The following is a 13,724-nucleotide window of genomic DNA, read 5'->3' on the forward strand; positions in this document are numbered from 1 at the left end:
CCGGCCTCACATCCGCTCTTTGACGATCTCCTCGGCCTGGGGGTCCGGCTCGTGGCCGGCCTCGCGCAGCAGCGGCACCACCGCGGCCGCGTCCCGGGCGACGGTGTAGCTGAGGTCCAGCCCCTCGCGGATGAAGCCGTGGCCGCGCATGTGCTCGAACAGGTCGAGCAGCGGCGCCCAGAAATCGGCCACCGAGACCAGCACGACCGGCTTCCGGTGCCGCCCGAGTTGCGCCCAGGTGAGTTGCTCGACCAGTTCCTCCAGGGTGCCGATGCCGCCCGGCAGGGTCACGAAGGCGTCCGAGCGCTCGAACATCAGACGCTTGCGGGTGTGCATGTCGGGCACAACCACGGTCTCCTGCACGGCGTCGAGCATGTGCTCGCGCGCCTGCAGGAAGTCCGGGATGATGCCGGTGACGTGGCCGCCCGCCGCCAGGGCGGCGCGCGCCACGGCGCCCATCAGCCCGACGTCGCCGCCGCCGTAGACCAGGCCCATCCCGGCCTGTGCGATCGCCGTGCCCAGGGTCTCCGCGGCCTCGCGAAACGCCGGGTCTCCGCCGAAGCCGGAGCCGCAATAGACACAGACAGTCCTCACCGGGGCCATCCGGCGCCCTCCATCACGCAACCGTTGCGAGCCGTCGAGAAAGACCCCCGCGCCCGGCGCTCCACGCGCCAAACTGCTGAATTCGCGTGGGATTCACCCGCCGGAGCGGCGGGACGGCTTGGTGTCGGGACCATGTACGGTATTATGGGCGCCGCAGTCGACGGTTTTTGAGCGGGCAGGTTGCCCATTCGCCGGGCGGCCGGACGAGCAGGGAGGCCTTTGTGGCGATGTCGAGACAGGTGCGGCGCAGTCTCGCCCTGGCGCTCGCCGGCCTCCTCGGCGGTCTCGGCCTCGTGCTGGTCCTGTTCGGCGGCGAGTCCCTGCGGCGGATGATCGGCCGGCACGATCCCGAGCCGCCCGCCGCCACCGCGCCGCAGGGCGGCCTGCGGAGCCTGGCCGACCCCGGGGCGACGGCCGAATCCGGCGCGCCGCCCATCGATTTCCGCGACGACACGTCGGGGGCGAGCAGGCCGGATGGTGCCAAGCCCGGCGACGTCAAGCCCGGCGACACCCGTTCGGACGCGCGCAACGCCGGCGATCCGGCACCGGGCCCGGCGCGCACGGCCGACCGGGCGGCGCCCGACGGCAAGCCGGCCGAGCCCGACGCCGCCGAGGTGCCGCGCTTCGATATCGTCCGGGTCGAGCCGAACGGCGACGCCGTGGTGGCCGGGCGCGGCGCGCCGGATGCCGTCATCGAGATGCTGGTCGACGGCAAGCCCGTGGCCCGGGCGACCGCCGACGCCAACGGCCAGTTCGCCCTGGTGCCGCCGGCGCTGCCGGCGGGCTCCAGCGCCCTGCGGTTGCGCATGACCACCAAGGGCGGCCACACCGCCGACTCGCGCCAGAGCGTGGCGGTGGACGTCGCCCCGGGCCGCGACCGCCAACCCCTGGTGGCGCTGACCGCCCCGGATGCCGCGACGGTGGTGCTGTCGCAGCCCGGCGCCCCCGGGCCGGCGGCACCGGCCGGGACCGAGGCGAAGGCCACGGCCGACGGCAAGGCGCCGGCCGCCAAGATCGTCAGCGTCGACGTGCAGGAGAGCGGCCGGCTGTTCGTGACCGCCACCGGGATTCCGGGCGCGAAGCTCCGGCTCTACCTCAACGACACGCTGATCGCCCCGGGTAGCGTCGGGCCGGACGGGCGGGCGAGCTTCACGATCGGCCGCGGGGTCAAGCCCGGCCAGTATCAGGTGCGGATCGACCAGATCGATCCCCGCACCGGCAAGGTCTCCACCCGCGCCGAGGTGCCGCTCGCGGTGCCCGAGCCGACCCGCGTCGCCGCCGGCGAAGGTGCCGGGCAGGATCGGCCGCAGGGTCCGTCCGCCCGGTCGGCCGCCTCCGCAGCCGGGCAGGGCGGGGTCCGTTCCCGGGACGACGGCGCCGGCCAGACCGAGACACCCTCCGCCCTCAGCCGGGATGCCGCTGGGGCGCGTAGCCCCGCCGGGGCCGGCGCGGTGTTCGTGCCCGAGATCACCACGGCAAAAATCACCCGGGGCGACAACCTCTGGCGGATCAGCCAGCGCACCTACGGCCGGGGCGAGCGCTATACCGTGATCTACGACGCCAACCAGGGCCAGATCCGCGACCCGGACCGGATCTACCCGGGCCAGATCTTCATCCTGCCGACCGACAAGCGGGGCTGACGCCCCCGTCACTCCACGATCTGGTCGTCCTCCGAGAGGGCCAGACGGCGCAGGGTCGTGAGCGCCTCGGACAGGTCCTCCGGCGACGGCGTCGCCAGGGCGAGGCGGACCGCGTTCGGCGCGTGGCCGGGATGCACCGCGAAGGCCGCGGCCGGCAGCAGCGCGATGCCCCGGCGCAACGCGGCGGCCGCGAAGGCTTCGGCCCGCCAGGTTTCGGGCAATGCGAGCCAGAGGTGATAGGCGCGGGGGTCGCCGACCACCGTGAGTCCTCCTAGTATCTCCCGGGCGAGGGTCTGGCGCGACGCCGCGTCCCGGCGCTTGGCCTCCGCGAGCGTCGCCGCCGAGCCGCCGGACATCCAGTGCATGCCGGCCGCGAGCGACAGCCCGAGCGCGGTCCAGGCGCCCTGTCGCACCGAGGCCGCGAGCCGGTCGGTCAGGTGCGGGGGCCCGGCGATCAGCCCGACGGTGAGGGCCGGCATCACCCGCTTCGACAGGCTGTCCACTAGGATCGTCCGGTCCGGCGCCAGGCTGGCGAGCGGCTGCGCGTCGGCGAGGAAGCCGTAGACTGCATCCTCGATGGCGGTGAGGCCGACCGTGTCGAGGATCCCGGCGAGGTCGGCCCGCCGCGCGGTGCCCATGGTCGCGCCGAGCGGGTTCTGCAGGGTCGGCTGGAGATAGACACCGCTCAACGGGGTCGCCCGATGGGCCTGGAGGAGCGCGTCGGGGCATACGCCCTCCGCATCCATGGCCAGCGGCACCAGGGTGATCCCGAGCCGGGCCGCGATGCCCCGCACCGCCGGATAGGTCAGCGGCTCGCAGCCGATCCGCTCCCCCGGCGCCGCCAGGGCCGCGAGGGCGGCGGCGAGCGCCTGCCGGCCGTTGCCGGTGAACAGGATGTCGGCGGCCCGGGGCGCGTAGCCGTCGCGGGCGAGGAAGTCGGCCGCGACTCTGCGGGCCCGGGGCGTCCCCGCGGGGCCGTACTGGCTGAACCCGATCTCGGCGCCCGCGCCCGCCAGGGCCGCCAGGGTCTCGGCCAGCACGACCTCCTGTTCCGGCAGGCGCGAATGGGTCCGCTGCAGGTCGATCGCCGCCGGGGGCGGCTCCGGCTGGAGCCGCACGGCCTGGCCGGGCTCGGAGCGGACGAAGGTGCCGCGTCCGACCTCGCCGGTCACGAGCCCGCGGCGGCCCAGTTCCGCGTAGACCCGGCTCGCCGTCGAGACAGCGATGCCCCGGGCATAGGCGAAGTCCCGCTGCGGCGGCAGCCGGTCGCCCGGGCGCAGGCGCCCCGAGGCGATCTCGCCGGCCACCGCGTCCGCGACGGTGCGATAATCCGAAGCCCGCATCATTGCTCCGAGTGCAATGTTTCGATTGATCCGAGATATCTATCGGTTCAATCCTGCGCCCGCAATCCCGGCCGGACTGCGTCCCGTCACCGGAACCTACGCCATGTCGATCGTCACCCTGCCGTCCGCGGCCACGCCTGCGCGCTCCGCGAGCCGGTCCGCCGTCCCATCCCTGCTGGGTCTCTGGCTCCAGCGCATCCGGACCCGGAGGTTGCTCGCCGCCCTGCATCCGGACCAGCTGCGGGATGCCGGCATCGAACCCTGGCACCTGCGCCGCGAAATCCGGAAGCCGTTCTGGAGAGGATGACCGGCCCTGCGGCGGCTGCGGGTGCCCGGTCCGTTCCACGGACCTATATGCGGGTGGAAGATCCTTCCTCCCGCCGTTCCTCCTGCATCGAATCCCGCATGACCGACGACACCGTGCCCCCGGCCGGGTCCGCACACCCGGCCGAGCGCCCCGGGCTGCTCGCCACCTATCGGCGCCTCTGGCCGCACCTGTGGCCGCACGGCCGGCCCGACCTGCAGCGCAGGGTGTTCCTGGCGTTCGGGCTGCTGCTCGCGGCCAAGCTCGTGACCATGGTGACCCCGTTCACCTTCAAGTGGATCACCGACGCGCTGGTAGCCGCGATCGGTGGGAAGGACGCGCCGCTGCCCACGGGCCTGTTCGCGGCCCCGATGCTGCTCATCGCCCTCTACGGTGTGTCGCGGATCGCCATGTCGGCGCTGACCCAGGTGCGCGACGGGCTGTTCGCCAAGGTGGCGATGCACGCGGTGCGCCGCCTGGCGCTCCGGACTTTCGAGCACATGCACCGCCTGTCCCTGCGCTTCCACCTGGAGCGCAAGACCGGCGGTCTCACCCGGGTGCTCGAGCGCGGCCGCGCCGGCATCGAGGAATTGTCGCGCCTGATGGTGCTGACTTTGGTGCCGACCATCGTCGAGTTCGCGCTGGTGCTCGGCGTCCTCGCCTACGAGTTCGACTGGCGCTACGCGCTGGTGGCGTTCCTCACGGTCGGGGCCTACCTGGCCTTCACCTATAAGGCGACCGAGTGGCGGATCGCCATCCGCCGCCGGATGAACGCCTCGGATACCGACGCGAACACCAAGGCGGTCGACTCGCTGCTCAACTACGAGACGGTGAAGTATTTCGGCGCGGAGGCCCGCGAAGCCGCCCGCTACGACGTGTCGATGGCGAAATACGAAAAGGCCTCGACCCAGACCTACGTGTCGCTGGCCGTGCTTAATGCCGGCCAGGCGGTGATCTTCACCATCGGGATGACGATCGTGATGTGGCTCGCGGCCCGGGACATCCTGGCCGGGCGCACGACGATCGGCGGCTTCGTGCTGGCCAACACCCTGCTGGTGCAGTTGTCGATGCCCCTGAACTTCATGGGCATGATCTACCGCGAGATCAAACAGGCGCTGATCGACATCGACGACATGTTCCGCATCCTCGGGCAGAACCCCGAGATTGCCGACCGGCCCGGCGCCGCGCCGCTGAGCGTGGCGGGCGGCACGGTGCGGTTCGAGGACGTGCGCTTCGCCTACACGCCGGAGCGGCCGATCCTGCGCGGCGTCTCGTTCGAGATCCAGGCCGGCCAGACGGTGGCCGTGGTCGGCCCCTCGGGGGCGGGCAAGTCGACACTGTCGCGGCTGCTGTTCCGGTTCTACGAGCCGTCGGCCGGCCGGATCAGCATCGACGGTCAGGACATCGCCGCGGTGACCCAGGAATCGCTGCGCGCGGCGATCGGCATGGTCCCGCAGGACACGGTGCTGTTCAACGACACGATCGGCTACAACATCCGCTACGGTCGCTCGGACGCCACCGATGCGGAGTTGCGCGAGGCGGCCCAGCTCGCCCAGATCGACCGCTTCGTCTCCGGCCTGCCGGAGGGTTACGACACGCCGGTCGGCGAGCGCGGCCTGAAGCTGTCGGGCGGCGAGAAGCAGCGGGTCGCCATCGCGCGGACCATCCTCAAGGCCCCGCCGATCCTGGTGCTCGACGAGGCGACCTCGGCGCTGGATTCCTTCACCGAGGCCGAGATCCAGTCGGCGCTCGACCGGGTCAGCCGCGGGCGCACCACCCTGGTGATCGCCCACCGGCTGTCCACGGTGGTCAATGCCGACGCGATCCTGGTGCTCGACCACGGCCGCATCGCCGAGCGCGGCACCCATGCCGAATTGCTGGAGGCCGGCGGCATCTACGCGGCGCTCTGGGACCGCCAGCGCGAGGCCGACGCGGCGCTCGAAGTGCTTCAGCGCGCCGACACCCCGGTCCTGCCGATCCGGGCCGGGCGCGGGGCCGTGCCGGCGACGGAACCGGCGGAGTAGTCACGCGGGGGCGGATTACTTCTCCGGCTGTATTCGTTATACTGCGCTAAACGGCCCATCACGAAGGCCGCGCTGCGAATCGGCTTAGGCCGTCCGGTCGGGGGAGACATCGATGTTGAAGGGCCTGATCGCGGCCGGCGCCATGCTGGTCGCCCTCGGCGGCACCGTTCGGGCGGAGGATGTCGTCCGGCTCGGCAACCTGAAATTCGCCCATTACGGCGCCATCTCCTACATGAAGGAGATCGCCCCGAAATACGGCCTGAAGATCGACGAGCGCCAGTTCGCCAAGGGCGCCGACATCTACCCGGCCATGGCCGTGGACCAGATCGACATCGCGGCTTCCGGGGGCGACGGCGCGGTGGCCGCCCGCGGCAACGGCGTGAAGCTGGTGGTGGTCGCGGGCTTCGCCGACGGCGGCGTGCGCATCCTCAAGCGGCCGGACCTGCCGGCCAAGAGCGCGGCCGACCTGAAGGGCCTCAAGGTCGCCACCGTCCGCGGCGGCACGCAGGACCTGATGCTGCTGGCCGAGCTCGACAAGCACGGGCTGACCTGGTCCGAGCGTCCCGGCAAGGACGTTCAGCTGACCTACTTCAACAACTACGCCGACCTGAACCAGGCGCTCGGGCAGAAATACGTCGACGTGATCTGCCAGTCGGAGCCGCAATCGACCCAGGCGATCAGCGCCGGCTGGGGCGTCGAGCTGGTCAAGCCCTACGACACCCCAATCGGCAAGCCGGTGCGGCCCCTGGTGATGACCGAGAAGATGTACACCGAGCGGCCGGAGGTGGCCGCCAAGGTGCTGCGCCTGTTCGTGGCCGCCACCAAGGCCTTCATCGACGACCCGGCACTCGCCGAGAAATACGTCCGCGAACAGGTGTTCAAGGGCCAGCTGACCAGCCAGGACTTTCGCGATGGCATGGCCAACGCGAGCTACACCTACGCCATGCCGGCGGGGCACATGCAGGTCACCACCGACTACATGGTCAAGTACGGGCTGGGTAAGATGCAGAACCCGCCCAAGAGCGATGCCGAGTGGGTCAAGCTCGATCTGCTCGACAAGGCCAAGGCCGACCTGAAGGTCGAGTGATCCGATGGCCCTGCGCGACCTTCGCGGCGTCCTGGTTCCGGTCGCGCTGCTGATCCTGTGGGAGTTGGCGAGTCGCACCGGCCTCGTCTCGGCCGTGGTGCTGCCGCCGCCGAGCGCGGTGGCGGTGAAATGGTGGTCCGGCCTGCTGCCGGCCCTGCCGTACGATCCCGGCCAGGAGAGCTACCTGTCCTGGCTGTTCTCCGGCGAGATGCCGCACGACGCGGTCTCCAGTCTGTCCCGGGTCGTCTCCGGCTTCCTGATCGGGGCCGGGCTCGCCGTGCCGGTCGGCCTGGTGCTCGGCACCAACGACAGGCTCTACGCCCTGTTCAACCCGCTGCTCCAGGTGCTGCGCCCGATCCCGCCGATCGCCTACATCCCGCTCGCCATCGTGTGGTTCGGGCTCGGCAACCCGCCGGCCCTGTTCCTGATCGCGCTCGGGACCTTCTTCCCGGTCCTGGTCAACACCATCGCGGGGGTGCGTCAGGTCGACTCGATCTACATCCGCGCCGCCCGCAACCTCGGCGCCGGCTCCTGGACGATGTTCCGCCGGGTGATCCTGCCGGCCGCGAGCCCGTTCGTGCTCGCCGGCATGCGCATCGGCATCGGCACCGCCTTCATCGTGGTGATCGTGGCCGAGATGATCGCGGTCTCGGACGGGCTCGGCTACCGGATCCTCGAGGCTCGGGAATACATGTGGTCGGACAAGATCATCGGCGGCATGCTGACGATCGGCATCCTCGGCCTGATCATCGACGGGGCGATGAGCCGCCTCAACGATCACCTGCTGCGCTGGCACCGCGGCCTGGAGCGGTAACCCGGACGATGTCGGCAGAGATCGTGGTCGCGAACGCCGTCAAGGTGTTCGGCAGCAGCGCTTCGGGCGTCGCCGCCCTTCAGGACATCTCGGCAACGGTGCCGGAGGGCCAGTTCCTGTGTTTGCTCGGGCCCTCGGGCTGCGGCAAGTCCACCCTGCTCAACGCGATGGCGGGCTTCAGCCCGCTCACCTCGGGCACGATCACGGTGGGTGGCAGGCCGGTGGTCGAACCTGGCCCGGACCGGGGCATGGTGTTCCAGGAATACGCCCTGTTCCCGTGGATGAGCGTCGAGGACAACGTCCGCTTCGGCCTCGACATCAAGGGCGTGCCCCGCGCCCAGGCTGCCGAGACGGTCGACCGCATCACCGCGACGCTCGGCCTGTCGGATTTCCGCACCCGCTACCCGAAGGACCTGTCGGGTGGGATGCGCCAGCGCGTGGCCATCGCCCGCATCCTCGCCCTCGACCCGCCGGTTATGCTGATGGACGAGCCGTTCGGGGCCCTGGACGCCCTGACGCGGCGCACCCTGCAGGACGAACTGCTCCGGATCTGGGCCGATTCGCGCAAGACGATCGTGTTCGTGACCCACTCGATCGAGGAGGCGATCTACCTGGCCGACCGGATCCTGGTGATGACCTACCGGCCCGGGCGCATCAAGCGCGACGTCACCGTGCCGATCCCCCGGCCCCGGGACCCGGCGAGCGCCGACTTCAACGCCATCAAGCGCGAGCTGGGCCAGCTCGTGATGGAGGAGCAGGCGCGCTTCACCGACGCGGAGCTGCACGCGCCGGCGGTGGATTGAGGTTTCTTCGGATCGCAGCCGCGGCGCTTACCCGCCGGACCGGACCTTCACCCCGAGCAGCGCCTCGAACGGCAGCACCATCGCGCCCTTGTCGCGGTCGCCGTGGCCCTGGCGCAGGGCGGTCTGGTAGGTCGCGGTGGCGGCGGCCGTGACCGGCATGGGATAGCCGCCCTCGGCCGAGATCGCCGCGGCCGCGACGAGGTCCTTGTAGGCCGCGCCCATCGGGTAGCCCTCGTCGAAGCGGCCCTGGAGGATGCGCGGCACGAAGTATTGCGCCGCGTAGCTCCGGCTGGTGCCGGTGGTGACCACCTGGGCGATCTGCTCCGGATCGAGCCCCATGGCCACCGCCATCGGCAGCACCTCGGCCAGCGCCGCGATATTGATGTCGTAGAGCACGTTGTTGATCGTCTTGGTGAGCTGGCCGGAGCCCGCCGGCCCCATATGCAGGACGCTGGTGCCGATCCGCTCCAGCAGCGGCCGGACCGCCGCGACGCTCTCCGGGTCGCCGCCGCACATCACCGTGAGCGTCCCGGCCTCTGCGCCCGCCGGCGCCCCCGAGACCGGGGCATCGACGAAACGCCGCCCGGTCGCCGCCACGGCGCGCCCGATGGCGAGCGCCTTGGCGTGCGCGATGGTGCTGAGATCCACCACGATCGCCCCCGGCGCTAGCCGCTCGGCGAGACGATCCTCGCCGAACAGGGCCGCCTCGACCACGTCGCCGTTCGGCAGGCACAGGAACAGCACCTCGGCCCCCTCGAACGCGGCGGGATCCGCCGTCGCGACGAGGCCCGGCGCGTCGAGCCCGGCGAGACGTGCCGGGTCGGCATCCACCGCCACGACGGTCTCGGAGTCGGACGGGCGCTTGGCCGCGAGGTTGCGGGCGATCGGGTGGCCCATGGCGCCGAGGCCGAGGATGGCGAGCTTCTGCACCGGACGGCTTCCTCCATTGCGGCCGCGGACGGACCGGCGGCGCGATCTGGGGCGGCCGCGCTCGGCTCGCGCCGTCGTCGCGAGCGCGGCCTGCCCATCATGGGGGACCTGTATCAGAGGTGCCGGCAGAAGGTGCAATCGCGGATGCCGTACAGCCATAGCCGGCGCCAGGGTCCCCGTGGCATCCCGCGTCCCTCGGGGTTGGGTTACCGGGCCCCGGCGCGGCAGGCGGGTGGGGACGATGACGCATGTCTGATAGAGAGGCGGAAAGCCCCGACACGTTGACGCCGGCCCGGCGGGCTGCCATCCGCGCGTCCGACATGTCCGCCCGCCCGCGGCGCCGTTGAGTCCGGAACACGATGACAGACCTGATCGAGACGATCCGTCGGACGCTCGTGCCGATCCACAAGGAGGGCTATCCCTTCATCCTGATCGGCATCGTGCTCACGGTGCTGGCCGGCTATTTCTCGCAGTTCTTCGGCTGGATCTTCCTGATCCTCACCCTCTGGGTCTGCTACTTCTTCCGCGACCCGGAGCGGATCACCCCGGTGGAAGACGGGCTCGTGGTCTCGCCCGCGGACGGGCGCGTCAACCTGATCGCCACCGTGCTGCCGCCGCCCGAGCTCGACCTGCCGCAGGTGCCCACCTTGCGGGTCTCGGTGTTCATGAACGTGTTCGACTGCCACGTGAACCGGGTGCCGGTCTCGGGGCGAATCGGCCAGATCCACTACACGCCCGGCCTGTTCCTCAACGCCGAACTCGACAAGGCTAGCGACGACAACGAGCGCAACGGGATGGTGATCGAGACCAGCCATGCCGGGCAGGCCAAGCGCGTCGGCGTGGTCCAGATCGCCGGCCTGGTGGCGCGGCGGATCGTCGGGTTCGTCTCGGCCGGCGACGTGCTGTCGGTGGGCGAGCGGTTCGGCCTGATCCGGTTCGGCTCCCGGGTGGACGTCTACCTGCCGGCGGGCGCCACCGTGCTGGTCGGGCTCGGCCAGAAGGCTGTGGCCGGCGAGACGGTGCTGGCCGACCTCGGCGGCGGCCCCGGGCGGCAGTTCAAGCGGATCTAGACGGCCATGGACGACCTGTTCCCGCCCTTCGCGCCGGATCCGAACGAGCCGCGCCCGCGCCGGTTCAAGCCGGTGCCGTTCCGGATGATCGCGCCCAACATGATCACCCTGATGGCGCTCTGCCTCGGGTTGACGGCGATCCGGCTGGCCTTCGAAGGCAAGTTCGAGCCCGCCGTCATCGCCGTGGTGGCGGCCGGCGTGCTCGACGGCATCGACGGGCGGGTGGCGCGGCTGCTCAAGGGCACCTCGCGCTTCGGGGCCGAACTCGATTCGCTGGCCGACTTCGTGAATTTCGGCTGCGCGCCGGCGCTGATCCTCTACGGCTTCGCGCTGTTCCACCTGAAATCCGCCGGCTGGATCGTGGCGCTGATCTTCGCAATCGCCATGGCGCTGCGGCTCGCCCGCTTCAACGCCATGCTGGACGACCCGAACCGGCCGGAATGGAAGAAGGACTTCTTCGTCGGCATGCCGGCCCCTGCGGGCGCGCTGACCGCGATGCTGCCGCTCTACCTGCACTTCCTCGGCTTCAGCGCAGAGGGCTGGATCGCCTCGGCGATCCTGATCTACGTGCTCGCCATCGCCCTGCTGGTGGTGTCCACGGTCCCGACCTTCTCGGGCAAGACCATGGGCAAGCGGGTGCCGCGCAGCCTCGTCCTGCCGATCTTTTTGCTCGGCGTCGCGGCGTTCGGCATCCTGATCAGCTACCCGTTCGAGGCCCTGGTGGCGGTGAGCGGCGGCTACTTGCTGACCATCCCGGTGGTCGCCGCACAGTACCGCCGTCGCGCCAAGGCCGAGGCGGCCACCGCGGTCGACGACCCGGCCGGGCCTGCGATCACCGGGGGATAGGCGGGAGCCGCGCTGGCTTTCCAGGCGATCTTCCGTAGTCTGACCCCGGAATCGGTGGGGGACGGCGCATGCTCGAGGAATTCAAGACATTCGCCCTGCGCGGGAACGTCGTCGATCTCGCGGTCGGCGTGATCATCGGCGCGGCCTTCGGATCGATCGTCAATTCCGCCGTGCAGGACCTGTTCATGCCGGCGATCGGGGCGATCACGGGCGGGCTCGATTTCTCGAACTACTACATCCCGCTCTCATCGAAGGTGCAGGCCGGGCTGCCCTACGTGGACGCCAAGAAGCAAGGCGCCGTCTTGGGTTACGGCCAGTTCCTGACGTTGACCATCAACTTCATGATCGTGGCCTTCGTGCTGTTCCTAGTGATCCGGGCCATGAACAAGCTGCAGAACGCCGAGGCCAAGAAGCCCGAGGCTGTGGCCGAAGTCCCGGCGGACGTGAAGCTCCTGTCGGAGATCCGCGATCTGCTGGCCGAGAAGCCGCGGGTCTGACGCGGCATCGCGTTTCAGACCGGGGGCTTACCGTTCAAGCCTGAGGCTTGTCGGCGTCGTCTGGCTTCACGCCCAGGGCGTCGAGGATCTGGTCGAGAGCCTGGCCGACCGCCTCGGTACCCTCCTCATGGGTCTTCAGCCGGGTCTCGAGCCGGCGGATCTGCGGCTCGAACGCGTCCGGAACCGGATCGTCCCCGAGGAAGCGGGGCTTGTCGGTCCCGACCGGCAGGACGCCGCGCAATTGCTGGCCGAGGTGATCGCGCACCGGTTCCGGCAGCGTCGCGCCGGGGTCGCCTGGATCCTGGCTCATGGTCGCCTCATGGTTCACGTGGCGGATCAACGGCTTCGCTGGAGAACCGTTGCGCCTCCGGCATCCTGCGGATCGAAGACGGGCCCCGGAGCGGGTCGCTCCGGGGCCCGGTGGGCCGGCACGGGACCGGCCCGTGCGATCAGTCGATGACCTCGACGATCCGGTGGCCGCGATCGACCAGCACCGGACGGTCGTTCACGACGGTGTAGCGGTAGCCCGGCTGCACGCGGTACTCGTTCGGGACGTCGTAGTAGGTGACGCCCGAGGACGGCAGGGTCGAGCCGACGGCGACGCGGCCGTCGTAATCGTACGAGCGGACGTTGCGCTCGCGGACGTAGCTGCGGAAGCGCGGCGCCATGTCGACGCCGAGGATGCCGCCCACCGTGCCGGTGGCCGCACCGACGGCACCGCCGACGATCCCGCCGATCGGGCCGGCCGCGTCGTTGCCGGCGGCGGCGCCGCGCTCGGCACCCGGGATGGTGCCCTGGGCCTGGGCGGCCAGCGGCAGCGACAGGGCGAGGACCGAGGCTGCGATAAGGGTCTTGAAGGTCATACGGGACATCTCCGTTCCGTGGCGTTCCGCCGCAGCGAGGCGACGAAGCTCGGGCCGGTAACGCCCGATCCCCGGATTCGGATGCATCTTTTTTCGCGACGGCGGCGGGCCGCCCGGCGCGATTCCTACGCGTCCTTGGGCATCGCCGACTGGATGAACCGGTCGGAGCCGAGATCCTCCTCGTCGTAGCCCAGCAGCTCCGCCAGGCGGCCGCGGGCACGGCTGACCCGGCTCTTCACGGTGCCGACCTTGCAGCCCATGATCGTGGCGGCCTCCTCGTAGGAGACGCCCTCGGCCCCCACCAGCACCAGCGCCTCACGCTGGTCCGGCGGTAGCTTGGCCAGGGCCGACTGCAGGTCCTCGACGTCGAGCCGGTCGCCCTGGTGCGGGGCCGTGGCCAGCCGCGCCGCGTAGGAGCCGTCCTGGTCCTCGACCTCGCGGACCCGCTTGCGGTGATCCGAATAGAAGATATTGCGCAGGATGGTGAACAACCACGCGTTGAGGTTGGTCCCCGGCTGGAACCGGGCGCGGTGCTGCCAGCCCTTGAGCAGGGTATCCTGGACGAGGTCGTCGGAGCGGGCGGGGTTCGAGGTCAGCGACAGCGCGAAGGCGCGCAGGGACGGGACGGCCGCGAGCAGGCCGTTGCGGAACTCCGGCTCGATCGCCTCGCCGCGGGCGCGCAGCGCCTCCTCCAGCTTCTCGATCAGGTCGGCGAAGCGGGAGGGCAGCACCTCCTCGCCGATCCGCTCGTAGACGGTGCGCAGGTGCTCGCCGAGATGCGTGCGGATGTTCGGGGCGAGATTCGGGCGGCCATCCCGAAGCGCATCCCGAAGCCCGTCCTCATGGGACAGGGCGGTGTCGGTGTCGTCGCGGGTCATGCGTATCGCGCTCGTCAGCTTA

The 13,724-nt window shown here is 70.8% G+C and carries 15 protein-coding genes; 9 read left to right on the plus strand and 6 right to left on the minus strand.

Annotated features, from left to right (window positions below; translation table 11 throughout):
- Positions 1-6: 6 nt before the first annotated feature.
- A complete protein-coding gene (locus tag MFF40_RS02690; protein ID WP_147897187.1) occupies positions 7-603 on the minus strand; it encodes an LOG family protein in 597 nt (198 codons plus the stop codon).
- Positions 604-830: 227 nt separating this feature from the next.
- Between MFF40_RS02690 and MFF40_RS02695 the strand changes: the two genes are divergently transcribed.
- Entirely contained in the window at positions 831-2,243 is a 1,413-nt protein-coding gene (locus MFF40_RS02695; RefSeq protein WP_147897200.1) for a LysM peptidoglycan-binding domain-containing protein, read from the plus strand.
- Between the two features lie 8 nt (positions 2,244-2,251).
- Here MFF40_RS02695 and MFF40_RS02700 read toward each other — a convergent pair whose 3' ends face one another.
- Positions 2,252-3,586 carry an aminotransferase-like domain-containing protein gene (locus MFF40_RS02700; RefSeq protein ID WP_147897186.1) on the minus strand — a complete coding sequence of 445 codons (1,335 nt, stop codon included), beginning with the start codon at positions 3,584-3,586 and terminating at the stop codon, positions 2,252-2,254.
- 103 nt (positions 3,587-3,689) lie between these two features.
- Here MFF40_RS02700 and MFF40_RS02705 point away from each other — a divergent pair, with 103 nt between their 5' ends.
- From MFF40_RS02705 to MFF40_RS02725, 5 genes are all read left to right on the plus strand, one after another.
- Entirely contained in the window at positions 3,690-3,893 is a 204-nt protein-coding gene (locus tag MFF40_RS02705) for a DUF1127 domain-containing protein (protein ID WP_147854995.1), read from the plus strand.
- Between the two features lie 98 nt (positions 3,894-3,991).
- Positions 3,992-5,914 carry an ABCB family ABC transporter ATP-binding protein/permease gene (locus MFF40_RS02710; protein WP_147854996.1) on the plus strand — a complete coding sequence of 641 codons (1,923 nt, stop codon included), beginning with the start codon at positions 3,992-3,994 and terminating at the stop codon, positions 5,912-5,914.
- Positions 5,915-6,026: 112 nt separating this feature from the next.
- Positions 6,027-7,001, plus strand: a complete 975-nt coding sequence (locus MFF40_RS02715; protein WP_147897185.1) for an ABC transporter substrate-binding protein — start codon at positions 6,027-6,029, stop codon at positions 6,999-7,001.
- 4 nt (positions 7,002-7,005) lie between these two features.
- Positions 7,006-7,815 (plus strand): ABC transporter permease, encoded by an 810-nt coding sequence (locus MFF40_RS02720; protein ID WP_147897184.1) that lies wholly within the window; start codon positions 7,006-7,008, stop codon positions 7,813-7,815.
- Between the two features lie 8 nt (positions 7,816-7,823).
- On the plus strand, positions 7,824-8,618 hold the full coding sequence (locus MFF40_RS02725) for an ABC transporter ATP-binding protein (protein ID WP_147897183.1): 795 nt from the start codon (positions 7,824-7,826) through the stop codon (positions 8,616-8,618).
- A 27-nt stretch (positions 8,619-8,645) separates the two neighbouring features.
- On the opposite strand, the gene MFF40_RS02730 is transcribed toward MFF40_RS02725, so the two are convergent.
- Positions 8,646-9,548 carry an NAD(P)-dependent oxidoreductase gene (locus MFF40_RS02730; protein ID WP_147897182.1) on the minus strand — a complete coding sequence of 301 codons (903 nt, stop codon included), beginning with the start codon at positions 9,546-9,548 and terminating at the stop codon, positions 8,646-8,648.
- A gap of 359 nt (positions 9,549-9,907) precedes the next feature.
- Here MFF40_RS02730 and MFF40_RS02735 point away from each other — a divergent pair, with 359 nt between their 5' ends.
- From MFF40_RS02735 to mscL, 3 genes are all read left to right on the plus strand, one after another.
- The gene (locus MFF40_RS02735) at positions 9,908-10,618 is read left to right on the plus strand and encodes a phosphatidylserine decarboxylase (RefSeq protein WP_147857019.1); all 711 of its coding nucleotides are present in this window, start codon (positions 9,908-9,910) and stop codon (positions 10,616-10,618) included.
- Between the two features lie 6 nt (positions 10,619-10,624).
- Positions 10,625-11,464, plus strand: coding sequence for a CDP-alcohol phosphatidyltransferase family protein (locus MFF40_RS02740; RefSeq protein ID WP_147897181.1), 840 nt, complete (start codon positions 10,625-10,627; stop codon positions 11,462-11,464).
- Positions 11,465-11,532: 68 nt separating this feature from the next.
- Positions 11,533-11,961, plus strand: a complete 429-nt coding sequence (gene mscL, locus MFF40_RS02745) for a large conductance mechanosensitive channel protein MscL (protein ID WP_147857017.1) — start codon at positions 11,533-11,535, stop codon at positions 11,959-11,961.
- 34 nt (positions 11,962-11,995) lie between these two features.
- On the opposite strand, the gene MFF40_RS02750 is transcribed toward mscL, so the two are convergent.
- The 3 genes from MFF40_RS02750 to MFF40_RS02760 form a co-directional block, all read right to left on the minus strand.
- Entirely contained in the window at positions 11,996-12,271 is a 276-nt protein-coding gene (locus MFF40_RS02750; protein WP_147897180.1) for a hypothetical protein, read from the minus strand.
- Between the two features lie 139 nt (positions 12,272-12,410).
- The gene (locus MFF40_RS02755) at positions 12,411-12,824 is read right to left on the minus strand and encodes a DUF1236 domain-containing protein (RefSeq protein ID WP_238259608.1); all 414 of its coding nucleotides are present in this window, start codon (positions 12,822-12,824) and stop codon (positions 12,411-12,413) included.
- Between the two features lie 125 nt (positions 12,825-12,949).
- Complete coding sequence (locus MFF40_RS02760) at positions 12,950-13,702, minus strand: NepR family anti-sigma factor (protein WP_147855899.1); 753 nt, start codon at positions 13,700-13,702, stop codon at positions 12,950-12,952.
- Positions 13,703-13,724: the final 22 nt, after the last annotated feature.

The organism is Methylobacterium mesophilicum (genome assembly GCF_022179445.1).
GTDB lineage: Bacteria > Pseudomonadota > Alphaproteobacteria > Rhizobiales > Beijerinckiaceae > Methylobacterium > Methylobacterium mesophilicum.

Coding starts and splice junctions, on each gene's coding strand:
- MFF40_RS02690 (WP_147897187.1), bottom strand. CDS start 603: ATGGCCCCGGTGAGGACTGTCTGTGTCTATTGCGGCTCCGGCTTCGGC.
- MFF40_RS02695 (WP_147897200.1), top strand. CDS start 831: ATGTCGAGACAGGTGCGGCGCAGTCTCGCCCTGGCGCTCGCCGGCCTC.
- MFF40_RS02700 (WP_147897186.1), bottom strand. CDS start 3,586: ATGCGGGCTTCGGATTATCGCACCGTCGCGGACGCGGTGGCCGGCGAG.
- MFF40_RS02705 (WP_147854995.1), top strand. CDS start 3,690: ATGTCGATCGTCACCCTGCCGTCCGCGGCCACGCCTGCGCGCTCCGCG.
- MFF40_RS02710 (WP_147854996.1), top strand. CDS start 3,992: ATGACCGACGACACCGTGCCCCCGGCCGGGTCCGCACACCCGGCCGAG.
- MFF40_RS02715 (WP_147897185.1), top strand. CDS start 6,027: ATGTTGAAGGGCCTGATCGCGGCCGGCGCCATGCTGGTCGCCCTCGGC.
- MFF40_RS02720 (WP_147897184.1), top strand. CDS start 7,006: ATGGCCCTGCGCGACCTTCGCGGCGTCCTGGTTCCGGTCGCGCTGCTG.
- MFF40_RS02725 (WP_147897183.1), top strand. CDS start 7,824: ATGTCGGCAGAGATCGTGGTCGCGAACGCCGTCAAGGTGTTCGGCAGC.
- MFF40_RS02735 (WP_147857019.1), top strand. CDS start 9,908: ATGACAGACCTGATCGAGACGATCCGTCGGACGCTCGTGCCGATCCAC.
- MFF40_RS02740 (WP_147897181.1), top strand. CDS start 10,625: ATGGACGACCTGTTCCCGCCCTTCGCGCCGGATCCGAACGAGCCGCGC.
- mscL (WP_147857017.1), top strand. CDS start 11,533: ATGCTCGAGGAATTCAAGACATTCGCCCTGCGCGGGAACGTCGTCGAT.
- MFF40_RS02750 (WP_147897180.1), bottom strand. CDS start 12,271: ATGAGCCAGGATCCAGGCGACCCCGGCGCGACGCTGCCGGAACCGGTG.
- MFF40_RS02755 (WP_238259608.1), bottom strand. CDS start 12,824: ATGACCTTCAAGACCCTTATCGCAGCCTCGGTCCTCGCCCTGTCGCTG.
- MFF40_RS02760 (WP_147855899.1), bottom strand. CDS start 13,702: ATGACCCGCGACGACACCGACACCGCCCTGTCCCATGAGGACGGGCTT.